The sequence below is a fragment of the Paracoccus wurundjeri genome (assembly GCF_030678915.1).
Classification (GTDB): domain Bacteria; phylum Pseudomonadota; class Alphaproteobacteria; order Rhodobacterales; family Rhodobacteraceae; genus Paracoccus; species Paracoccus onubensis_A.
The window spans coordinates 22,759-43,905 of the sequence record NZ_JAUUTZ010000014.1 but is presented as its reverse complement, the minus strand read 5'-3'; the positions used below and the strand labels follow the sequence as shown (position 1 = coordinate 43,905).

The following is a 21,147-nucleotide window of genomic DNA, read 5'->3' as shown; positions in this document are numbered from 1 at the left end:
ATACCTTCGCTAGCATGAGGAAAGATAAGATCAGGTTAACCCGCCTCGACAGGCGCGATCATGACCGCTGACGGCCCATCGAATCGACGAAGCGGCGGAACAGATATGTGCTGTCCTGCGGCCCGGGCGAGGCTTCGGGATGGTGTTGCACGGAGAAGACCGGTTTGCCGTCCACGCGGATACCGCAATTGCTGCCGTCGAAAAGGCTGACATGGGTTTCGATCACGCCTTGCGGCAGGGTCTGCGAATCGACGGCGAAACCGTGATTCATCGAGGTGATCTCGACCTTGCCGGTCTCGACGTCCCGCACGGGATGGTTGGCGCCGTGATGGCCGTGACTCATCTTGACGGTCTTTGCGCCAAGGGCAAGCGCCAGCATCTGGTGGCCAAGGCAGATACCGAAAATCGGCAGGTCGCGGTTCAACAGCTCCTGGATCATCGGAACGGCATATTCGCCGGTCGCTGCGGGATCGCCCGGCCCGTTGGAAAGGAATACCCCTTCGGGCTCATGGGCAAGCACTTCCTCGGCGGTCGCGGTTGCCGGCATGACCGTCACATCCGCGCCATGCGATACCAGCGAACGCAGGATATTGCGCTTGGCGCCGTAATCCAGCGCGACGACCTTGAACGGTTTGCCCTCGGGCTTTGCGCCGAAACCCGCATTCCATTCCCAGCGGCCCTCTTCCCAGCGATAGCTTTGCCGGCAACTGACGTCCCGCGCCAGATCAAGCCCGACCAGCCCTTTCCAGCCGCGAGCCCGCGCAATCATCGCCTCCAGATCGAATTTGCCGTCGGGATCATGGGCCAGCACGACATGCGGCGCGCCCTGCTGCCGGATCGCCCGGGTCAGCCGCCTGGTATCCACACCGCCGATACCGATCCTGCCGCGGCGCTGCATCCAGTCCTGCAAAGGCCCCGAGGCGCGCCAGTTCGACGGCTCGGTCGGATCCCAGCGGATGACAATGCCGCTGGCGACAGGATCGGGGGCCTCGTCATCCTCGGGGGTGATGCCGGTATTGCCGATATGGGGAAAGGTGAAGGTGACGATCTGGCTGGCATAGGAGGGATCGGTCATGATCTCCTGATAACCGGTCATCGCGGTGTTGAAAACGAGTTCGGCCACGACCTCTCCGGTTGCGCCGAATCCCTGGCCGTAAAATACGGTCCCGTCGGCTAGCACTAGGCAGGCGGTCGGTTGTCTGGCCATCTCGGCACCTCTGTCGTGAAATCAGCAGGTCAATAGGACCGTGGGCTGCCAAGGTCAAGTCGCGAGCGGGAAAGGAAAGCCGTGAAGCTTGATTTTCAGGAGGGCGATGTCTACATGGCGGGCTTCGCGCCGGCCCGGTCATCGGGTGGCGATTTGGGGTCACCCCGGGAGTATGTCATGGATCTGCGAGCAAAATTGCAAGCTGCAACCAAGGAAGCGATGAAGGCGAAAGACAATGCGCGGCTGTCCACGCTGCGCCTGATCTCTGCCGCCATCAAGGATCGCGAGATCGCGGCGCGCGGAGAACGCGGCGATGAAGCGTCCCTGGGTGATGCCGATCTGATCGCGATCCTGTCCCGGATGGTCAAGCAAAGCCAGGAATCGGCCAAGGCCTATGAAGAGGGCGGCCGTCTGGAGCTTGCCCAGAAGGAAGAGGACGAGATTGCCGTGGTCCGGGAATTCCTGCCCCGGCAAATGAACGATGCAGAGATCGCCGAGGCGGTCGACAAGACCGTATCGGATCTGGGTGCCTCCAGCATCCGCGATATGGGCCGCGTTATGGCCGAGCTTCGCACCCGTCATGCCGGACAGATGGATTTCGGCGCGGTTGGCGCGATGGTGAAGGCGCGGCTTCTGCATTAGAGCAGGTTGCGGTCAACCGGTGTCAGAGAGGCGTCCCGCGAGGGCCGGGGGCGCTGCCCCCGAACCCCCGAGGTATTTTCGCAAAGAAGAAATGCGGTTATCCGAATGCGGTAATCTGCAACCGGTTATAACCGGCTGTAAGGCGCGTCTCGTTTGTTCTGGAATGCCATCGCCGGGTTCCGCGATGGCTGGCGGTGGTCCGTCGCAGATTGGTTCGTGCGCCCGCGGTGCATCTGTCGGCAGACCCAAGAGATATTTGGAAGAAGAGGGGGGGGGCGATTGCGGAAGGAATGTTTCGCTAGAAACAGGTTGCCTCTAACGGGTTTCGTTTAACCGGCGGGACAATTCGTCGCGAAGCGACTGACGTTCTTCCGGCGTCAGGAATGCGCCCAGCTCTATCTCTCTTTGGCCATCGGTGAGGGTCAGGTATTCTTCTACAGGCCCGCTTCGCAGCGTGACACGAACCCAATAGGGATTCGTTTGCCATATCCGGTCGGGCCTTCCCGGATCCCGTCGCCGAACTTCCAGCTTTTCCCGGCTTAGCAGTAATTCCTCGCGGGTTTCGCCGCTGCGATAACTGCGCTGCAAGGCGATCCATATCCCCAGCATTGTCAGAGCGATAAAGGGAAGCAACCCCCACCAGATTGTCGTTCCAAGCATGGCGGCCAGCGGCAGGGCCATGAGTGTTGCTGTCACGCTGATGAACCAGACGAAGCCGCGCTGCGGCAGCGAGCGATAGGGCCAGAGCGTCAGCCGATATGAAACGGCCCCGGAATCATCATCCGGGGCCGTGCTTTTCCATTCATAGGGCATCAGTGCGAATGCGCATGATCCCAGTCCGAGCGCTTCGGAAGCTGCTCGAACGTGTGTTCGGGCGGCGGGGACGAAAGCGTCCATTCCAGCGTATCGGCATATTCGTTCCAGTAATTATTCTCGGTCACGCGCTTGCCGGCGAACAGCGTGTAGAACATGATTCCGATGAAGAACAGGAACGAGGCGAAGGACAGATATGCGCCCAGCGAACTGATATTGTTCCAATACGCGAACTCGATCGGGTAATCGATATAGCGGCGCGGCATACCCTGACGGCCAAGGAAATGCTGCGGGAAGAAGGTCAGGTTCGCGCCGATGAACATCATCCAGAAATGCAGCTTACCTGCCCATTCCGGATATTGACGGCCCGACATCTTGCCGATCCAGTAATAGATGCCCGCAAAGATCGCGAAGACCGCGCCAAGCGACATCACATAGTGGAAATGCGCCACGACGTAATATGTGTCATGATAAACCCGGTCCAGCGGAGCCTGCGACAGCACAACACCGGTCACGCCGCCCACGGTGAACAGGAACAGGAAGCCGAAGGCCCAGAGCATCGGTGTCTTGAACTCGACCGAGCCGCCCCACATCGTCGCGATCCACGAGAAGACCTTGATGCCGGTGGGCACTGCGATGGTCATGGTGGCCAGCATGAAATAGCTTTGCTGGGTCAGCGACATGCCGACGGTGTACATGTGGTGCGCCCAGACGACGAAGCCCAGCACCCCGATGGCCGCCATGGCCAGAACCATCGGCAGATAGCCGAAGATCGGCTTTTTCGCGAAGGTGCTGATCACATGGCTGATGATGCCGAAGCCGGGCACGACGATGATATACACCTCGGGATGGCCGAAGAACCACAGGATGTGCTGATACAGGATCGGGTCGCCGCCACCTGCCGGGTTGAAGAAGTTGGTGCCGAAATTGCGGTCCATCAACAGCATGGTGATCGCGCCCGCCAGAACCGGCAGCGCCAGCAGGATCAGCCATGCGGTGATGAAGACCGACCATGCGAACAGCGGCACCTTGAACAGCGTCATGCCGGGGGCGCGCATGTTCAGGAAAGTGGTGATGATATTGATCGCGCCAAGGATCGACGAGGCGCCCGAGACGTGGACGGCGAAGATCGCCAGATCCATGGAATAGCCGCCCTCGGTCGTGGATAGCGGCGGATAGAGCACCCAGCCGACGCCCGATCCCATCTCGCTATTGCCGCCGGGAGCCAGCAGCGAGGCGATGCCAAGGCAGACGCCCACGACATACATCCAGTAGGACAGGTTGTTCAGGCGTGGAAAGCTCATGTCCGGGGCGCCGATATGCAGCGGCATGAAATAGTTGCCGAAGCCGCCGAACAGCGCCGGAATCACCACGAAGAACATCATCAGCACCCCGTGATAGGTGATCATGACGTTCCACAGATGGCCGTTGGGCGTACATTCAGCCGACGAATCGGCGATGAAGCGCGCGCCCTCCATGCACATATATTGCACCCCGGGGTGCTGAAGTTCCATCCGCATGTAAACGGTGAAACTAACCGAAATCAGCCCGACCACAGCGGCGGTCAGCAGATAAAGGATACCAATGTCCTTGTGATTGGTGGACATGAACCAGCGGGTGAAGAACCCGCGTTGGTCGTGATGGTCTTCGTGGCCGTGAGCGGCTGCGTCTGCCATACCCGAACTCCCTCAGATATCGTCGAGCCGGTCAGGCGGACCGGCGGTATTCCCCGTGTTTCTAGACCAGCCTTCCGGCGCGGGCAATGCGTAAGAAGCGCCAAAAAACACGCAATTGCGCTATGATATCACAGTCAACCCGGCTGGCGGGCGGTAAAACTGCGACAAATTGTATCAACCCCTTGTCTTACTCCGCTACTGGTGGCGTGAGAATCCTGTAACGAGCGCGCGCGATGGCGAAACCGTGTCCCTGCCGATTCCGGCAATTCATCCCGCCTTTCTCGCTTGCGCAGCGGAATCCGGGACCATGCAGGGAATAACCATATGGCAGGACAAACCGGTTTTCGGTTGGCCAGAAGGCATCGCCATGACAGGACATGAAGATATTCGGCGGACCCTGTACGGGTAATTCGAAGACCGGTGTCAGATCGAGACCGCATTCTTCCTCGTCTTCGAAGGCAAGCCCGCCCTGCTGAGACTCGTTCCAGTCGTTTTCGAAGATGATGCAGGTTACAGCGGTTGTTTCTGTCCGATAACAGATAATATTTCCCGACGGGCTGTCAAAGGTTGCCTGTGCATATGCCGGCAAGGACAGAAAAAGACAGGCCGCCCACAGAAAAGGGGCGGCCTGTCGGAAATTTGCAGGCATTGGCCTGGGTTATTCGGCCGGTGCGTCGGGCGATACGCTGACGAGATAGGCCGCGATATCTTCCTGCCCCTTCTTCATCTTGAAGGTCATCTTGGTCTTGGCGCTGTCATCGCCGGTCTTTTCCTGAACAAAGGCGTTCGGATCGGTGATATAGGCGGCCAGATCTTCCGCGGTCCAGACTTCGCCGGAATCCTTGAGCGCGATCAGCGCGTCGGAATATTTGAAATCTTCCTGACTGCCGGCGGGGCGACCAACGACGTTCCACAGATTCGGGCCGGTTTTTCCACCTTTGACGATATCTTCGCCGTCGGCGCTTTGGATCATATGGCAGGCCTTGCATTTGCGGAATTCCTTCTCGCCTGCGGCCGCGTCACCTTCCTGCGCAAAGGCAGGAACGGCGAAGGCAACGGCAAGTACTCCGCTGATGATTGCAAGTTTCATATGGCTCTCCTCACTCGTACTAGCTGGGTGTCCCGGTGCGGATCATAAGGGGGCTGACCGGCCGATTCCACCTAGCATAAGGTCGCAGGCGGAAAATATGATGGAAGGCACGGGGCCTGATGCATGTGTGCCACGGCCTTGAGTCGCGCAATCGCGGGATTTCAAGGGGATACGGGGATCGACCCGCATTTGCGGGGAAACCGGCTGTGATATTCTTGCATGAAACCACGCTGACATGAAACCGGGGCCGGCATATCCGGCCGTTCAGCTTCTTGCGCTGAATTGCGCCAGGAAATCGCCGAAACGTTCACCCTGGATCAGGATATGGTCGCGCTGCGCGGTCTCGGCGGCCTGTCCGTCTCCGGCTTCGATTGCAGCGACGACTGCGGAATGTTCGGTCAGCGATTGCCGCATGCGGCGGGGCAGGCGCAACTGCTGCCGCCGGAACGGCGTCAGGCGCAGATGCAGGAGTTCCGCCTGCTCGGCAAGGAAACTGTTCCCCGAGCCCTTGTAAATGGCAAGATGAAAGCTGCGATTGGCGTCGTAATAGGCCGATGGATCCCCTGATTCCGCGGCCTGCTCGCAGCGTTTCAGCCAGTCGCGCAGCGTGGCAAGCAGTTCCGGGCTGGCGCGGCGGGCGCATAATCTGGCGCAGACGGCCTCGAGTTCGGCCATGACCTCGAACATCTCGACGATACGGCCGATGGACGGGTTCAGAACCTGCGTTCCGCGCCGCCGCTTCAACTCGACCAGACCGGATGCGGACAGACGCTGCAAAGCCTCGCGCACGGGGGTGCGCGAGACTCCGAAACGTTCGGCAAGGGCGGGCTCCTCAAGCCGGGTGCCGGGGGGAAGAATCCCCTCGACGATCTCTGTTTCCAGCGTTTCGCTGATCTCATCTACGGCACCGGTCATGCACAACATCCTTATTCGCATGCACTATTTTCTGTTGTGTATACACAAAGGCAAGTGCAGTATGCTTCATGGGAGTATGAAATTCGATGCACGACATCGCAAGGGAGGAAAATCCATGAAGAGAATCATACCCGCCGCGATCATCGCGGCAGCCGTGCCTTTGGCCGCCGGGGCCGAGGTTTTGAAGGCCAGCCACCAGTTTCCGGGGGGCAAGGGCGATGCGCGCGACGAGATGGTGCAGATGATCGCCAGAGATGTCGCAGAGGCGGATGTCGATCTGGAAATCCGCGTCTATCCGGGCGAATCGCTGTACAAGGCCAAGGAGCAATGGGGGGCCGTCACCAGCGGTCAGCTTGATATGACCTCCTTCCCGCTGGATTACGCGGCGGGCCGGGTTCCTCAGTTCAGCGTAACGCTGATGCCGGGACTGGTGCGCAACCATGAGCGGGCGCGGCGGCTGAACGATTCGCCCTTCATGGAAGAACTGCACGGGATGATCGAGGATGCCGGCGCTGTCGTTCTGTCGGATGCCTGGCTGTCGGGCGGCTTTGTCAGCAAAAAGAATTGCATCTCCAATCCCGACACGATCTCGGGTCAGGTTACGCGCGCCGCCGGACCTGCGTTCGAGCAGATGCTGGTGGCTGCCGGCGCGTCGATTTCCTCGATGCCCTCATCAGAGATTTACACCGGAATGCAGACAGGAGTTCTGGATGCGGCCAATACATCCTCGGGATCGATGGTCAGTTATCGGCTGTTCGAGCAGGGGAAATGCCTGACCGCGCCGGGCGAGAACGCGCTGTGGTTCATGTATGAGCCGGTGCTGATCTCGAAAAAGAAGTTCGAGCGGCTGGACGAAGCGCAGCAGAAGGCATTGATCGATGCCGGAAAGCGGGCGGAAGACTGGTTCGCCGAGCAGGCAGCGGGTCTTGACAGCAAGATGGTCGAGACTTTCACCGAAGCCGGGGTCGAGGTGGTTGAAATGTCCCAGGATGATTTCGACGCCTGGCTGACTATCGCGCGGGAAACCTCTTACAAGAATTTCGCGGATGAGATCGAGGGTGGTCAGGACCTGATCGACAAGGCGATGGCAGTCGAATGATCGCATTTCAGCGTATTCTTGACGAACTGGCGAGGCTAAGCGGGATCCTTGCGATGATCCTGCTGGCCTCGGCCACGGTGGTGGTCACTCAGATGGTGATCTGGCGCTATTTTCTTGGCGCCTCCACCGTCTGGCAAACCGAATATGTCATTTTTTCGACGACGGCGGCAATGATGCTGGGCGCGCCCTATGTGCTGGCGCTGAAAGGCCATGTCGGCGTCGATATTCTGGTTCAGGCCGTGGGCGGGGGCACGCAGCGGGTCTTTGCCCTGATTTCGGGGCTTGCCTCGCTGGGCTTCGTAGGCGCGCTGGCGTGGTCGGGGATCGGTTTTCTGTACGAGGCGACGATGAAGGGCTGGACGACCGACACGATCTGGGCTCTGCCGCTGTGGATCCCGTTCTGGCCCATACCGTTCGCCTTTGCCCTGATGAGTCTTCAGTTGATCGCGCAGATGATCGTGGCGATCTTCCCCGGCCGTTCCGCGCAGGAAGGAGGGCTGTGATGTCGCCGTCAATGGCCGGTCTGGCAGTTCTTGTCACGATTCTGGTGCTGCTGGCTGTCGGCACGCCAATCGCCTTCACGCTGGGTTTCGTCGCCGTCGGGGCTTTGATTCTGTCCGAAGGCTGGTTCGCCATCTACGGGGTGTCGGAAACATTTTTCGCGGGCCTCGCCAATTTCGGCATGGTCTCGGTGCCGATGTTCATCCTGATGGGCGCGGCGGTCGCGTCTTCGCCGGCGGGCAAGGATCTGTACGAGGCGCTTGACCGCTGGCTGTACCGGGTGCCGGGCGGCATGGTGATGTCCAATATCGGCGCCTGCGCCCTGTTCGCGGCGCTGTCGGGCTCGTCGCCCGCCACCTGCGCCGCCATCGGCAAGATGGGCATCCCCGAGATGACCCGGCGCGGCTATCCCGACTCGCTGGCCGCAGGGTCGATCGCTGCCGGAGGCACGCTGGGCATCCTGATCCCGCCCTCGGTCACGATGATCGTCTATGGAATCTCGACCGAAACCTCTATCGGCCGGCTGTTCCTTGCCGGGCTGGCTCCGGGGCTGATGCTGACCGGATTATTCATGATATGGGCGCTGTTCGACTGCTGGCGCAGGGGGATCGGGCTTAGCAATGTGACCCGTCACTTTTCGCTTGCCGAAAGGCTGGAAAAACTGCCGAAGGTCCTGCCCTTCCTGATCATTGTCGCATTGATCCTGTTCGTGCTGTATGGCGGTGTCGCCACGCCTTCCGAGGCGGCGGGGACAGGGGCGTTGATCTGTCTTGTGCTGGTGGCGGTGATCTATCGCATGTGGCGCGCCGGTCCGATGGTCAATGTGTTCCGCGATACGATCCGCGAGGCGGTGATGATCATGCTGATCCTTGGCGCAGCGGAACTGTTCGCTTTCGCGCTGTCGTCGCTGTTCATCACTCAGACGGTGGCCGACGCGATCGCAGGTCTCGAAGTCAATCGCTGGGTGCTGCTGCTCGTCATCAATATCTTCCTGCTGGTCGCAGGCTGTTTTCTGCCGCCGGTGGCGATCATCCTGATGACCGCGCCGATCCTGATGCCGATCCTCGATTCGGCGGGGTTCGATCCCTATTGGTTCGCTGTGATCCTGACGATCAATATGGAGATCGGGTTGATCACGCCTCCGGTCGGACTAAATCTTTATGTGATCAACGGCATCGCGCCGCAGATCAGTCTGCGTGACATCCTGATGGGATCACTGCCGTTCGTGGGTATGATGATTCTGGGAATGCTGCTGCTGTCGCTGTTCCCGCAGATTGCCCTGTTCCTGCCCGATCTGATCATGGGGGCCGCGATTTGAACCTGACGTCGCAGATATACGACCGGCTGAGCAATCTGGTCGTCAATACCGGATGGGGCCGCAAGGACGCGGCCCCGCCCAGACCCGAAACGCTGATCGAGGCGGCCCGCAAGCTGCCCGGCCTGCGTTCGGAAACCCGGGTCATGGCGCAGGCGGCAGAGCTGCTGGCGGGCTATGCGATATTGGACGATGCCGGCAAGCTGTCATTCTTCGAGTCGCTGCGCGACGGGTTCGACCCGGATCCCGATGCGTTGGCCGGGGCGGCGCGGCAATATCTGGAAAGCGCCGATCCCGCCCGACTGGAGGCGCTGTCACGTCTTGCCGAACCGCCGCGGCAGGAACTTTTACGGCGGTTGAACACGGCGGCGGGCGGCACGGCGGCGCTTGTGGGGATGCGCGACGATCTGCTGCGCCTGACCGGGCGCGACCCGGCATTCGCGCGCGTGGACGCGGATTTCCGGCATCTGCTTCGGTCATGGTTCAATCGTGGTTTCCTGCAACTGGTCAGGATCGACTGGCGCAGCCCGGCGTTGCTGCTGGAAAAGCTGATCAAATACGAGGCGGTCCACGAAATCCGCGATTTCCGCGATTTGCAGCGCCGCGTGCTGCCCGCCGACCGGCGCTGTTATGCTTATATGCACCCCGCGATGCCGGATGAGCCGCTGATCTTCGTCGAGATCGCCCTGATCAACGGCCTGCCGGATTCGGTGCAGGGGCTGATCGACGAAGCGCGCGAGGTGCTGCCGCCCGATCAGGCCGATACCGCTGTGTTCTATTCGATCTCGAATTGCCAGAACGGGCTGGCCGGGATCAGTTTCGGAAATCTGCTGATCAAGAATGTCGTGGCCGAATTGCTGCGCGAATTGCCGAACCTGTCCGGTTTCGTCACGCTTTCGCCGATTCCCGGCCTGCGCAAATGGCTGGAAGAGCGCGCCGGGGCCGAGCCCGCGATTGCGAAACTGCTGGAAAAACCCGATCCCGCTGCCCTGTCGGCGCAGACTGCCCGCTATCTGTTGAAGGCCAGGGACGCAAAAGATCGCCCGCGCGACCCGGTGGCGCGGTTTCATCTGGGCAATGGCGCCGAGGCGCATCGCGTAATTCCCGATGCGGATATCTCGGAACGGGGGCGGAAGCAGTCTTTGGGGATGATGGTGAATTATCTCTACGATCTGAAGCGGATCGAGGCCCGGCATGACGCCTTCACCGAGCGCGGCGTGATTGCCGCGCCGCGAAAAATGCAGGATATGGCCCGCAAGGCCGAGCCGAAACAGACGGATGAAGAAACATGAGCAACATGCTTTTCGACGCCTTGATGGATCAGCATGCCGGATCGGCGCGGGATTGCCTGATCCTGGGGGACGGCACGCGGATCAGCTATGATGAGATTTACCGGCTGTCGGGGCGTTTGGCGAATCTGTTGCTGGCCGAGGGCGTCAGCCCCGGCGACCGGGTGGCGGTGCAGGCCGAGAAATCTCCGCAGGCTCTTGCGCTTTATCTTGCCGCCATTCGGGCAGGCGCGGTGTTCTTGCCGCTGAACACCGCCTATACCCCCGCCGAGATCGCGTATTTCGTCGAAGATTCCGAACCTGCTCTGGTCGTCTGCGATCCCGCGCGCGAGGCGCGGCGGGCAGAGTTTCGCCCGCAAGGCAAACTGCTGACGCTTGGCGCGGATGGCACGGGCAGCCTGATGGATGCCGCGGCCGCGTATCGTGACGATCATGCCCCGGTGGCGCGATCTGGCGGCGATCTGGCGGCGATCCTTTATACATCGGGGACCACGGGCCGGTCGAAGGGCGCGATGCTCAGCCATGACAACCTGCTGTCGAATGCCCGGACATTGGTCGATGCGTGGCGGTTCTCGGCGGATGATGTGCTGCTGCATGCCTTGCCGATCTTTCACACGCATGGGCTTTTCGTGGCCTCGAATGTTCTGATGCTTGCGGGTGGCGCGATGATCTGGCTGCCGAAATTCGATGCCGCGCAGGTAGTCGGATTGCTGCCGCAGGCAAGCAGCATGATGGGTGTGCCGACCTTTTACACGCGACTGCTGGATCGTGACGATTTCACCCGCGATCTGGCTGCGGGCATACGGTTGTTCACATCGGGCAGCGCGCCGCTTCTGGCCGAGACGCATCGCGAATTCGAAGCCCGGACGGGGCATCGCATCCTTGAGCGCTACGGCATGACCGAAACCAATATGAGCACCTCGAACCCCTATGAGGGCGAGCGGCGGGCGGGCACCGTCGGTTTCCCCTTGCCCGGCGTTGACCTGCGGATCATGGGTGAGGACGGAGTGGAACTGCCGCAAGGCGAAATCGGCATGATCGAGGTGCGGGGCAGCAATGTCTTTCAGGGCTATTGGCGGATGCCCGAAAAGACCGCCGAGGAACTGGGCGCGGATGGCTGGTTCAAGACCGGCGATCTGGGGCTGATCGATGCGGATGGCTATGTCACCATCGTCGGGCGCGGCAAGGATCTGATCATTTCCGGCGGGTTCAATATCTACCCGAAAGAGGTGGAATTGCTGATCGACGAGATGCCGGGCGTGCTGGAAAGCGCGGTAATCGGCGTGCCGCATCCCGATTTCGGCGAAGGCGTGGTGGCGATCGTTGCCCGCGGCCGCGGCACAGAGCCCGATCCGCAGGCGATTATCGGCGGGCTGGCGGACCGGCTGGCGAAGTTCAAGCAACCCAAGAAGGTGATCGTGGTGGATGAATTGCCGCGCAATGCAATGGGTAAGGTGCAGAAGGCCGAATTGCGGGCCCGGCACGAGGGGTTGTTCGCGGGCTGATCATCCGTCTGCTCCATCGCCCTTGCACCTGACAGTGCGGGGGAGGGGGCGTTCGTGCCCCCGCTTGACCCGGGGCCAATTCACCCCCTGAGGATATTTGAGTGAAGAAGAAGTCATACCGGTTTGGCCGGAACTGCGGCGGGGCAGGGTGCGGAAGGGCGGTTGACGTCTTCCATCTGCATCGCCGGTAACGCAGACTGGCGCGCGAGGAGGAACCATCATGACGCAGTCCGCCCCGCCGATCAGCCGTTTTCCGGTGCCGGATCTGGCCAGTCTGCCCGAGGATATCCGGCAGGCGATCGAGAAGGTGGCCGAGAAATCCGGCTTCATTCCCAATGTTTTCCTGGCGCTTGCGCATCGCCCGGCGGAGTTCCGGGCCTTCTTCGCCTATCATGATGCCTTGATGGACAGCGACGAGGGGCTTGGCAAGGCCGAGCGGGAATTGATCGTGGTCGCGACAAGCGGGCTGAATCGCTGCCAGTATTGCGTTGTCGCGCATGGCGCGATCCTGCGGATCCGCGCCAGGGATCCGTTGATCGCGGATCAGGTGGCGGTCAATTGGCGCAAGGCGGATCTGACCGGACGGCAGCGCGCCATGCTGGGCTATGCCGAGAAGGTCGCCCTGAACGCGCAGGAAATCGGGGATGAGGATCACAAGGCCCTGTCCGATGCCGGTTTCACCCAGGACGAGATCTGGGATATCGGCGCGATTGCCGCCTTTTTCGGGATGTCCAACCGGCTGGTGAATGCGGGCGATATCCGCCCCAATGACGAATTCTACATGCTGGGGCGGGAATGAGGGCGCCGCTTGCGCCCGGCCCCCGCGTGGCCCTGCCCGAGATAAATGCCAGGATGGATCCCGCCGACTGGGCGCAATTGCTGCTGTTGTCGCTGTTATGGGGCGCGTCCTTCTTTCTGATCGCCGTTTCGGTGACCGCTTTGCCGGTTCTCAGCGTGGTTGCCATCCGCCTGATCGTCGCATCCGCGGTGCTGTGGCTGATCGTGATCGCCACGGGCCGCCGCCCTCCGCTTCGGCCGGATATCTGGGGGGCGTTCCTGATCATGGGGATTCTGAACAACGCGATCCCCTTTGGGCTGATCGTCTGGGGGCAGACCTCTGTTCCTTCGGGCGTGGCCTCGATTCTGAATGCGACCACGCCGCTTTGGACCGTCATCGTCTCGGGGTTGCTGCTGACCGATGAGGGTTTCAGCACGCGCAAGCTGGCGGGCGTTCTGCTTGGGCTTGGCGGAGTTGCCGTGATGATCGGGCTGGATACGCTGTCGGGGCTGGGCCATGCGGTCTGGGGGCAGATCGCGATTCTGGGGGCCGCGCTGTCATATGCTTTCGCCAATGTCTTTGGGCGGCGGTTTCGCAGGATGGGCCTTGATCCGGTGGTGACGGCTGCGGGCATGGTCACCTGTTCGGCCGCCCTGCTTGTGCCACTGACGCTATCGGTCGACGGCTGGCCGGGCGCAGAGGTGCCGGGGCGTGTCTGGCTGGCGGTGATTGCGCTGGGCATCTTCAGCACCGGGCTGGCCTATGTCCTGTATTTTCGCGTGCTGGCGCGGGCGGGGGCGACGAATATTTCGCTGGTGGGTTTCCTCGTGCCGGTCTCGGCGATCCTGCTGGGCTGGCTGTTTCTGGGCGAAATGCTGGGGCTGGCGCAGCTATTGGGCATTGTCCTGATCGCCATGGGTCTGGCCCTGATCGACAGGCGGCTTTTGAGCAGGGGCGGATAAGCGCCCGGTCCCGGCAGGTGCAAAGCCGCGATCCCCTGCCGAAGCGGCAGGGCAGGAATTCAACCGCATTATGCGCGGAAACCTAAGCCGCTTGTGCATGATGGGCATGTGTATTAACCCCGTGGACCGGACCGGCTGCCGATCCGCGCCGTGTTTGCGGCCTGACGGGTCGTCATTGTCGGCGCGCCATTTTCGCGATCCCGGGAGAGGCAGGATATGACTGATCTGAATGTCGGTTACGAGTCCCCTTCGGCGGCGGCTGCAACCGGAAGCGATGACCCGGTCAAGGCGCGGATTACCGAAATCCTGCCGGGGATCCTGTTGCTGCGGGCCGAATTGCCCTTTGCGCTGGATCACGTGAATATCTACCTGATCGCAGAGGATGACGGCTGGGCGATCGTGGATACGGGCGTCGATGACGCAAGGACACGCGCGGCCTTTGCGCAATTGCTGGAAGGGCCGCTGAAGGGGCAGCGTTTCAGCCGGCTGATCGCCACGCATCACCACCCGGATCACATCGGTCTGGCAGGCTGGCTTTGCGCCGAATACGATTTGCGGCTGTTCACCAGCCTTTCGGCCTATCTGGCCAGCCTGACGCTGCATGGCAATCCCGAACGGCTGGGGCGCGCGTTTTACGCGACCTATTATCGGCGGCATGGCATGACCGCCGCGCAGGCGAAATCCCTGCAGGGCTGGCCGGAACATTATCGGGAACTGGTCGGAACGCCGCCCCCGGAATTCACGCGGCTGCTGGCCGGAGACCGGCTAAAGCTTGGCCACAGGGAATTCGAGATCCTGACCGGCGACGGCCATGCGCCCGAGCAGCTTATGCTGTATTGCGCCGCCGAAGGGCTGTTGCTTGCCGGCGATCAGGTGCTGATGCGCATCTCGCCCAATATCAGCGTGGATCCGACCGGTCCCGAAAGCGATCCCTTGGGCCATTACCTGCGATCGCTGGAGAATTTGCGGGACCGGGTGCCTGACGGAACATTGGTGCTGCCGGGCCATCACAAGCCGTTTCGCGCTTTGCATGCGCGAATCGGGGAATTGCAGGAGCAGCACCGGCAGCGGCTTGAGACGATCCTGCGGGCATGTGCGGATTCCGAATTGTCGGTTGGCGATCTGGTTCCGGTCCTGTTCAGCCGGCCACTTGACGGATTCCAGCTTGGCTTCGCATTCGGAGAGGCCCACGCGCATGTCAACCGTCTGGTTCATGACCGCCGCCTGAAGCGCAGTTCCGGGGATGATGGCATCCGCTATCGCATATCGCCTGACTGATTTGCCGCGAGCATATCCCTGTCAGATCGCGCCCGCCCGGCTTCGCTTCCTCCCCCTCTGCTTCTTCTTTGCCCAAATACCTCCGGGGGGGGGGGGGGGGGGGGCCCCCCCCCCCCCCCCCCCCCCCCCCCCCCCATCGCGGGACGCAAATAGCCGCATTTACGATCCAGCTGCGGTACGCTCTGGGCGCCGGTTTCTGCGGGGAAAGCTGTAACTCTCAGCCATCCACGTCAATCGTCCGCATGAAGGTCGCGCGTTATCTCAGGTAATCCAGCCCGGGATTTCCGATGCCTGCTTGATCCACTTTGCCAATTGTTCGCTATCGGGCTGATCGCCCTCGTGGATATGGAAATAACGGGTATTCGGATCCTTCGATGTCACCGGCGGAGGCGGCGACAGCGACGTGCCGCTGAAGAACGTGATCTTTATGTATTTGGTGAAACAGTGATAGCTGACGATCCAGCCATGGCCTTCGACCCCGTAAAAGGGCGAGTTCCATCTGACGGCCTTGTGGATATGGGGAACCGTTCTGGTGATGAGCCTGTCCAGTTTCTGCCCCGCCTCGCTTTTCCAGCCGGGCATCGCGGCGATATAGGCCTGAACCGGCTCATCGCCGTCGCCCTTGGGAATCTGGGGGTTCCCGCCGGACAGCAGGACGGGCTTGCCGTCATCCGGTTGGCCGGGCCTGGCGCCCTTGCGCGATTTTCCGGTCATGGGGTCCCCGTCAGCTTGCCGTTCTGCTTTTAACGAGCCGGTCGGAAAATGGTTCCGTTCGCCGGAATGCCGTGGATATCCGGGGATATGGGACCACGCGGAATCAAAGGCGGCCCCAATGCGACAAGGCAGCTTTTCTTCCCCTTGCGCAGCCGCTAGGTTCCGCCCGGAAAGCGAAAAAGAACGAGGCGGCCGGTGGCGCATATTATCGTTGTGGGCAACGAAAAAGGAGGTTCGGGCAAATCGACGACCTCGATGCATGTGGCGACGGCGCTTGCACGTATGGGGCATAAGGTCGGAGCCCTGGATCTGGACGTGCGGCAGCGGAGTTTCGGCCGTTATCTTGAAAATCGCAGCGCCTTCGTCCGGCGCGAGGAACTGGATCTGCCGACCCCGCAGCTGGGAGAGCTGGCCGAGGGAAGCGACCCGCTGACCCCTGCGTTGCAGGCGCTCGAGGCGGAATGCGATTTCATCCTGCTGGACTGCCCCGGCTCGCACACAAAGCTGAGCCAGATGGCGCATACATTGGCTGATACCCTGATGACGCCGATGAATGACAGTTTCGTCGATTTCGACCTGCTGGCGCGGATGTCGCCCGAGGGCAAGGTGATCGGCCCGTCGATCTATGCCGAGATGGTCTGGGCGGCCCGCCAGATGCGGGCAGAGGCCGGAGCGGGGCCGATTGATTGGGTCGTGCTGCGCAATCGTCTTGGCACGCAGGCCATGCATAACAAGCGCAAGGTTGGCGGGGCGCTGGAAACATTGTCGAAAAGGATCGGTTTCCGCGTCACCACCGGATTTTCCGAGCGGGTGATTTTCCGGGAACTCTTTCCGCGCGGCCTGACGCTGCTGGATCTGAAGGATATCGGGACCGAATCTCTCAGCATGTCGAATATCGCGGCTCGGCAGGAGTTGCGCGATCTGATACAGACGCTTGATCTTCCGGGGGTAAAGGTCAGGTTCTGAGGCTCTTCACCTCTCCTTGAAAATGCCAGGATTGTTGACGTAAGCGTTCGGCTTTATGTTGCGTGATTCTAATGCGGATTTACAGGCGGACAGGATGCGAGGTCTCTTTATCGTTATGCTCCTGGCCGGGTTGGCCGGCCCCGCCGCTTCCGTCGCGGAATCGGCGGATGAGCATGCGGCGGATTCCGCCGTCGAACGCGCCATTCCCGCAGTCACCGTATCGGTCGCCGAGACATCGGAGGTTCAGGCCAGAGTGCCGGTTGTCGGCACGCTGACGGCGCGCGAAGAGGTGCAGGTGCATTCGCAGGTCACGGGCCACGAGATCACCGAGATTCTGGTTGAAGCCGGCGACCGGGTCGAGAAGGGGCAGCCATTGGCGCGGCTGTCACGCGACACTCTGGAGGCGCAGCTTGCGCAGGCCGATGCCGGTTATCAGCAGGCCGAGGCCGCGTTGAAACAGGCCGCGACCGCGTTGAAACGGGCGCAAAGCCTGCGGGCCTCGAACAATGCATCGCAGGCGGCGCTGGACGATGCGGTTGCCGCCGAAGCCAATGCTCAGGCCGGGCTTGCGCAGGCCGAAGCCGCGCGCCGGCTTGCGCGGCTTGATCTGGACCGGACCGAGATCGTCGCACCGGTGACCGGCCAGATCGTCGAGCGGAATGCAACGCTTGGAACGATGTCGGGCGGAACAGAGCCGCTTTTCACGCTGATCGCGGATGGCGCGATCGAGATGTCCGCCGAAGTGATTGAAACCGCGCTGCAAAGCCTGCAACCGGGCGCTCCGGCCCAAATCTCGGTAGCCGGGCTGGGACAGGTGTCGGGAGAGGTGCGGCTGATTCCCGCCTCGGTCGATCCGGTGACGAGGCTGGGCAAGATGCGTATCGCGCTGGACGATGTGCCGGGGCTGCGCCGCGGATTGTTCGCCAGCGGCTGGGTCATCACCGCAAAGCGCGAGGCGGTGACGATCCCGGCGACGGCGGTCCTGTCGGATGATGACGGGGACCGGGTGCAGGTGGTCAAGGACGGGGTCGTCCAGTCCCGGCAGGTCAGGGCGGGGTTGCTGTGGGAGGGTCGGCGCGAAATCATCGAAGGCGTTGCCGCGGATGAGCAGGTGATCACCCGCTCGGGCGTGTTTTTCCGGGATGGGGATAGCGTGAAGATCGTTGACGGCGCTTCCGATCCGGATACCGCCGAAGCCGAATCCGGCACGGAGCCTGCCGCAGAGGCGGATGCTGACGGCGCCGGTGAACAGGCGGACCAGCCATGAATATGTCCACCTGGTCGATCCGGCATCCGGTTCCGCCGATCGCGATCTTTCTGGTGCTGCTGGTCGTCGGGCTTTACAGCTTCTTCAAGTTGCCGGTCACGGCCATGCCGAATATCGACCTGCCCATCGTCAGCGTGGATATCGGCCAGCCGGGCGCGGCCCCGTCGGAACTGACGACACAGGTCATCCAGCCGGTCGAGGACAGTATCGCCTCGGTCACCGGCGTCCGGCATATCAGTTCCACCGCGACCGACAGCATGGCCTCGATCACCGTCGAATTCGAGCTGGAAACCGACAGCGACCGCGCCGTGAACGACGTCAAGGACGCAGTGTCGAATGTGCGCGGGGAACTGCCGGAAAGCATCAGTGAACCCATCGTGCAGCGGGTCGATGTCACCGGATACCCGATCCTGACCTATGCCGTCAGCGATCCGACCCAGAGCATCGAGGGATTGTCGAAATTCGTCGATGACGTGATCGGGCGTGATCTTTCCACGGTGGACGGCGTGGGCAAAACCACCCGGATCGGCGGAGCCGAGCGCGAGATCAAGGTCGAGCTCGATCCCGATCGGTTGCTGGCGCATGGGCTGACCTCGGCGGATGTCTCGAACCAGCTTCGGGCCAGCAATATCGACATGGGCGGCGGCCGCGGCGACCTGGCAAGCACGGAATATTCGATCCGCGCTCTTGGGGGCGCGGCAACGGTCGACCAGCTTGCCGCTACGCCGGTCACCATCGCCGATGGCCGCACGATCCGGCTGGACCAGCTTGGCGATGTCATCGATGGCGGCAGCGAGGCGCGCAGTTTCGCGCTTCTGGACGGTCAGCCGGTGGTGGCCTTCGGCGTCTATCGCGCAACCGGAAAATCGGATCTGTCGGCGGGCGACGGCGCAAAGACGCGGCTGGATGAGATCCGCGAGGAATATCCGAATACCCGGATCACCCTGATTGACGACGCGACGACCTATACATCGTCAAGCTATCATAGCGCGATGGATACGCTGTATGAAGGCGCGGCTTTGGCCGTGATCGTGGTGTTCCTGTTTCTGCGCAACTGGCGGGCCACGGCGATTGCCGCGGTGGCGCTGCCATTGTCGATCATTCCGACCTTCTTCGTAATGCAATGGCTGGGCTTCACGCTGAACGGGATCAGCCTTCTGGGGATCACTCTTGTAACCGGGATTCTGGTCGATGACGCCATCGTCGAGATCGAGAATATCGTGCGCCATATCGGCATGGGATCGCCACCCTACGAGGCCAGCGAAGAAGCCGCGAGTGAGATCGGCCTGACAGTGATCGCGATCAGTTTCTCGATCGTTGCGGTCTTTGCGCCGGTCAGCTTCATGGGCGGAATCTCGGGTCAGTATTTTAAACAATTCGGCCTGACCGTCGCGGTTTCGGTGCTGTTCTCGCTATTGGTCGCGCGGATCATCACGCCGATGCTGGCCGCCTATTTCATTCGCGGCACCACTCATCCGGCGGACAAGCCCGATGGCTGGATCATGCGCGTGCTGATGTCGGTGCTGCGCTGGACGATGCGGCATCGCTGGCTGACCCTGTTCGCGGGTTTCGGGGTTTTCGCGATGTCGATCTTTTCGGCGACGTTGTTGCCGACCGAATTCATTCCGGCCTCGGATATCGGGCGCAGCCAGATCGAGATCGAGATGCCCCCCGGTTCCACCATCGAGGATACCGAAGATGCCGTGCGCCGCATGTATGGCCGCATCTCTGACACCCCAGAAGTGCAGTCGCTTTTCGCCTATAGCGACGGCTCGGATGTCACCTCGGCGCGGCTGATGATCAATTACGGCAAGAAGGAAACCCGCGACCGGTCCCAGTTCGAGCTGGAAGACGAGTTGAAATCCATGCTTGCCGACATGCCCGACATGCGCATCAATTTCCAGAACGAAGAGGGGCAGAGCGACTTCACCATCAGCGTTCTGGGCACAACCGAAGAAAGCGCTGCGCTTGCCGCCGAACGGCTGGTCGACGCGATGAAGAAACTTCCGTCACTGGAAGGCGTGACCTCCTCGGCAAGCCTGAAACGCCCCGAAATCCAGATCGTGCCGAAACCCGATATCGCCGCGCAGCTTGGGGTGACGGCAAGCGATCTGGCGACAACCCTGCGGATCGCGACCCTTGGCGATAACGAGGAAAACCTGGCCAAGTTCAACGCCGGCGACGAACAGATCCCCATCGTGGTGCGTCTGAACGAAGAATCGCGCAACGATCTTATGCAGGTGCAGAACCTGCGCGTGCCCAGCTCTGCCGGGTCGGTGCCGATCTATACGGTGGCGGATGTGACCCTGTCGGCAGGCGCGACCGAGATCGGGCGCTATGACCGGGAGTTCCGCACGACCGTCAGTGCCAATCTCGCGGGTGGCGCGTTATTGGGTCCGGTCAATGCGCAGGTTGCGCAGCTGCAACAGGAGATCGAGCTTCCGCCCGGCACAAGCATTCAACCCGCGGGCGATGCCGAGATCATGGCCGAGGTTTTCGAGGCTTTCGCAACCGCAATGGCCGCAGGGATCATGCTGGTCTATATCGTGCTGGTCCTGCTGTTCCATAATTTCATCACGCCGGTGACCATTCTGCTGTCGCTGCCCCTGGCGATCGGGGGCGCGATCATCGCGCTGTTCCTGACCGGGAACTCGATCAGTATGGCCGTCGTGATCGGTTTCCTGATGCTGATGGGGATCGTCACCAAGAACTCGATTATGCTGGTGGAATTCGCCCTGACATCGATGGCGGCGGGCACGCATAAATACAACGCGATCCTTGATGCGGTGCATAAGCGCGCCCGGCCCATCGTGATGACCACCATCGCGATGACCGCCGGCATGGTTCCCTCGGCGCTGGCGACCGGAGAGGGCGGAGAATTCCGCGCCCCGATGGCGATCGCGGTGATCGGCGGGCTGTTGCTGTCCACGTTGCTGTCGCTGCTTTTCGTGCCGTCGCTGTTTTCGCTTATCCATGGCGGTCAGGGGCGGATATTCGGCTGGGTCGCGCGCAGGATCGGCCTGAACCGCGCCCGGGACCCGCTACAGGAATAAGACGCGTTTCGTCATGATCCGGGGGCGCTGCCCCGTCGCGCTTGCGCGCGACTCCCCGGGATATCCGGATGAAGAAG

The 21,147-nt window shown here is 61.6% G+C and carries 20 protein-coding genes; 13 read left to right on the top strand and 7 right to left on the bottom strand.

All coding sequences use genetic code 11. The features are described 5' to 3' along the window. Positions 1-58: 58 nt before the first annotated feature. Positions 59-1,207 carry a glutamine-hydrolyzing carbamoyl-phosphate synthase small subunit gene (carA, locus tag Q0601_RS14525; RefSeq protein ID WP_305290575.1) on the bottom strand — a complete coding sequence of 383 codons (1,149 nt, stop codon included), beginning with the start codon at positions 1,205-1,207 and terminating at the stop codon, positions 59-61. 177 nt (positions 1,208-1,384) lie between these two features. On the opposite strand from carA, the gene Q0601_RS14520 reads away from it, so the two are divergent. After that, positions 1,385-1,849, top strand: coding sequence for a GatB/YqeY domain-containing protein (locus Q0601_RS14520; protein ID WP_305290646.1), 465 nt, complete (start codon positions 1,385-1,387; stop codon positions 1,847-1,849). A 315-nt stretch (positions 1,850-2,164) separates the two neighbouring features. Here the strand turns inward: Q0601_RS14520 and Q0601_RS14515 are convergent, their stop codons facing one another. The 5 genes from Q0601_RS14515 to Q0601_RS14500 all read right to left on the bottom strand — a co-directional run bounded on the left by Q0601_RS14515 (position 2,165) and on the right by Q0601_RS14500 (position 6,343). Then, on the bottom strand, positions 2,165-2,662 hold the full coding sequence (locus Q0601_RS14515; RefSeq protein ID WP_305290573.1) for a DUF2244 domain-containing protein: 498 nt from the start codon (positions 2,660-2,662) through the stop codon (positions 2,165-2,167). Then, positions 2,662-4,338, bottom strand: coding sequence for a cytochrome c oxidase subunit I (locus Q0601_RS14510; RefSeq protein ID WP_305290572.1), 1,677 nt, complete (start codon positions 4,336-4,338; stop codon positions 2,662-2,664). Before Q0601_RS14510 ends, Q0601_RS14515 begins: the two co-directional genes overlap by 1 nt. A 187-nt stretch (positions 4,339-4,525) precedes the next feature. Beyond that, a complete protein-coding gene (locus Q0601_RS24705) occupies positions 4,526-4,987 on the bottom strand; it encodes a DUF6636 domain-containing protein (RefSeq protein WP_370656143.1) in 462 nt (153 codons plus the stop codon). Positions 4,988-4,996: 9 nt separating this feature from the next. After that, complete coding sequence (locus Q0601_RS14505; protein WP_305290571.1) at positions 4,997-5,428, bottom strand: c-type cytochrome; 432 nt, start codon at positions 5,426-5,428, stop codon at positions 4,997-4,999. Positions 5,429-5,692: 264 nt separating this feature from the next. Next, entirely contained in the window at positions 5,693-6,343 is a 651-nt protein-coding gene (locus Q0601_RS14500; protein ID WP_305290570.1) for a GntR family transcriptional regulator, read from the bottom strand. A gap of 115 nt (positions 6,344-6,458) precedes the next feature. On the opposite strand from Q0601_RS14500, the gene Q0601_RS14495 reads away from it, so the two are divergent. The 9 genes from Q0601_RS14495 (at position 6,459) to Q0601_RS14455 (ending at position 15,339) form a co-directional block, all read left to right on the top strand. Then, complete coding sequence (locus tag Q0601_RS14495) at positions 6,459-7,442, top strand: TRAP transporter substrate-binding protein (RefSeq protein WP_305290569.1); 984 nt, start codon at positions 6,459-6,461, stop codon at positions 7,440-7,442. Beyond that, entirely contained in the window at positions 7,439-7,945 is a 507-nt protein-coding gene (locus Q0601_RS14490; protein ID WP_305290568.1) for a TRAP transporter small permease subunit, read from the top strand. Before Q0601_RS14495 ends, Q0601_RS14490 begins: the two co-directional genes overlap by 4 nt. Further along, entirely contained in the window at positions 7,945-9,261 is a 1,317-nt protein-coding gene (locus Q0601_RS14485) for a TRAP transporter large permease (protein ID WP_305290567.1), read from the top strand. The genes Q0601_RS14490 and Q0601_RS14485 overlap by 1 nt, the downstream gene beginning before the upstream one ends. Further along, on the top strand, positions 9,258-10,550 hold the full coding sequence (locus Q0601_RS14480; protein ID WP_305290566.1) for a malonyl-CoA decarboxylase: 1,293 nt from the start codon (positions 9,258-9,260) through the stop codon (positions 10,548-10,550). The genes Q0601_RS14485 and Q0601_RS14480 overlap by 4 nt, the downstream gene beginning before the upstream one ends. After that, positions 10,547-12,052, top strand: a complete 1,506-nt coding sequence (locus tag Q0601_RS14475; protein ID WP_305290565.1) for a malonate--CoA ligase — start codon at positions 10,547-10,549, stop codon at positions 12,050-12,052. Before Q0601_RS14480 ends, Q0601_RS14475 begins: the two co-directional genes overlap by 4 nt. A 220-nt stretch (positions 12,053-12,272) precedes the next feature. Next, positions 12,273-12,851, top strand: a complete 579-nt coding sequence (locus Q0601_RS14470) for a peroxidase-related enzyme (protein ID WP_305290564.1) — start codon at positions 12,273-12,275, stop codon at positions 12,849-12,851. Further along, positions 12,848-13,792, top strand: coding sequence for a DMT family transporter (locus Q0601_RS14465; protein WP_305290563.1), 945 nt, complete (start codon positions 12,848-12,850; stop codon positions 13,790-13,792). Before Q0601_RS14470 ends, Q0601_RS14465 begins: the two co-directional genes overlap by 4 nt. Before the next feature lie 216 nt (positions 13,793-14,008). Continuing rightward, positions 14,009-15,070 carry an MBL fold metallo-hydrolase gene (locus Q0601_RS14460; protein WP_305290562.1) on the top strand — a complete coding sequence of 354 codons (1,062 nt, stop codon included), beginning with the start codon at positions 14,009-14,011 and terminating at the stop codon, positions 15,068-15,070. Between the two features lie 68 nt (positions 15,071-15,138). Next, positions 15,139-15,339: a hypothetical protein gene (locus tag Q0601_RS14455; RefSeq protein ID WP_305290561.1), complete on the top strand. Its 201-nt coding sequence runs from the start codon at positions 15,139-15,141 to the stop codon at positions 15,337-15,339. Here Q0601_RS14455 and Q0601_RS14450 read toward each other — a convergent pair. Next, entirely contained in the window at positions 15,332-15,784 is a 453-nt protein-coding gene (locus Q0601_RS14450; RefSeq protein WP_305290560.1) for a DUF1801 domain-containing protein, read from the bottom strand. The two genes, Q0601_RS14455 and Q0601_RS14450, sit on opposite strands and share 8 nt — an antisense overlap. Before the next feature lie 195 nt (positions 15,785-15,979). Here Q0601_RS14450 and Q0601_RS14445 point away from each other — a divergent pair, with 195 nt between their 5' ends. From Q0601_RS14445 to Q0601_RS14435, 3 genes are all read left to right on the top strand, one after another. After that, positions 15,980-16,750: a division plane positioning ATPase MipZ gene (locus tag Q0601_RS14445; RefSeq protein WP_305290559.1), complete on the top strand. Its 771-nt coding sequence runs from the start codon at positions 15,980-15,982 to the stop codon at positions 16,748-16,750. A 94-nt stretch (positions 16,751-16,844) separates the two neighbouring features. Then, a complete protein-coding gene (locus tag Q0601_RS14440; RefSeq protein WP_305290558.1) occupies positions 16,845-18,017 on the top strand; it encodes an efflux RND transporter periplasmic adaptor subunit in 1,173 nt (390 codons plus the stop codon). Next, complete coding sequence (locus tag Q0601_RS14435) at positions 18,014-21,070, top strand: efflux RND transporter permease subunit (RefSeq protein WP_305290557.1); 3,057 nt, start codon at positions 18,014-18,016, stop codon at positions 21,068-21,070. The genes Q0601_RS14440 and Q0601_RS14435 overlap by 4 nt, the downstream gene beginning before the upstream one ends. The last annotated feature ends 77 nt before the right edge of the window (positions 21,071-21,147 follow it).

Excerpts from the sequence above, each read along its gene's own strand:
- carA (WP_305290575.1), bottom strand. The coding sequence starts at position 1,207 with ATGGCCAGACAACCGACCGCCTGCCTAGTGCTAGCCGACGGGACCGTA.
- Q0601_RS14520 (WP_305290646.1), top strand. The coding sequence starts at position 1,385 with ATGGATCTGCGAGCAAAATTGCAAGCTGCAACCAAGGAAGCGATGAAG.
- Q0601_RS14515 (WP_305290573.1), bottom strand. The coding sequence starts at position 2,662 with ATGCCCTATGAATGGAAAAGCACGGCCCCGGATGATGATTCCGGGGCC.
- Q0601_RS14510 (WP_305290572.1), bottom strand. The coding sequence starts at position 4,338 with ATGGCAGACGCAGCCGCTCACGGCCACGAAGACCATCACGACCAACGC.
- Q0601_RS24705 (WP_370656143.1), bottom strand. The coding sequence starts at position 4,987 with ATGCCTGCAAATTTCCGACAGGCCGCCCCTTTTCTGTGGGCGGCCTGT.
- Q0601_RS14505 (WP_305290571.1), bottom strand. The coding sequence starts at position 5,428 with ATGAAACTTGCAATCATCAGCGGAGTACTTGCCGTTGCCTTCGCCGTT.
- Q0601_RS14500 (WP_305290570.1), bottom strand. The coding sequence starts at position 6,343 with ATGACCGGTGCCGTAGATGAGATCAGCGAAACGCTGGAAACAGAGATC.
- Q0601_RS14495 (WP_305290569.1), top strand. The coding sequence starts at position 6,459 with ATGAAGAGAATCATACCCGCCGCGATCATCGCGGCAGCCGTGCCTTTG.
- Q0601_RS14490 (WP_305290568.1), top strand. The coding sequence starts at position 7,439 with ATGATCGCATTTCAGCGTATTCTTGACGAACTGGCGAGGCTAAGCGGG.
- Q0601_RS14485 (WP_305290567.1), top strand. The coding sequence starts at position 7,945 with ATGTCGCCGTCAATGGCCGGTCTGGCAGTTCTTGTCACGATTCTGGTG.
- Q0601_RS14475 (WP_305290565.1), top strand. The coding sequence starts at position 10,547 with ATGAGCAACATGCTTTTCGACGCCTTGATGGATCAGCATGCCGGATCG.
- Q0601_RS14470 (WP_305290564.1), top strand. The coding sequence starts at position 12,273 with ATGACGCAGTCCGCCCCGCCGATCAGCCGTTTTCCGGTGCCGGATCTG.
- Q0601_RS14465 (WP_305290563.1), top strand. The coding sequence starts at position 12,848 with ATGAGGGCGCCGCTTGCGCCCGGCCCCCGCGTGGCCCTGCCCGAGATA.
- Q0601_RS14460 (WP_305290562.1), top strand. The coding sequence starts at position 14,009 with ATGACTGATCTGAATGTCGGTTACGAGTCCCCTTCGGCGGCGGCTGCA.
- Q0601_RS14450 (WP_305290560.1), bottom strand. The coding sequence starts at position 15,784 with ATGACCGGAAAATCGCGCAAGGGCGCCAGGCCCGGCCAACCGGATGAC.
- Q0601_RS14440 (WP_305290558.1), top strand. The coding sequence starts at position 16,845 with ATGCGAGGTCTCTTTATCGTTATGCTCCTGGCCGGGTTGGCCGGCCCC.
- Q0601_RS14435 (WP_305290557.1), top strand. The coding sequence starts at position 18,014 with ATGAATATGTCCACCTGGTCGATCCGGCATCCGGTTCCGCCGATCGCG.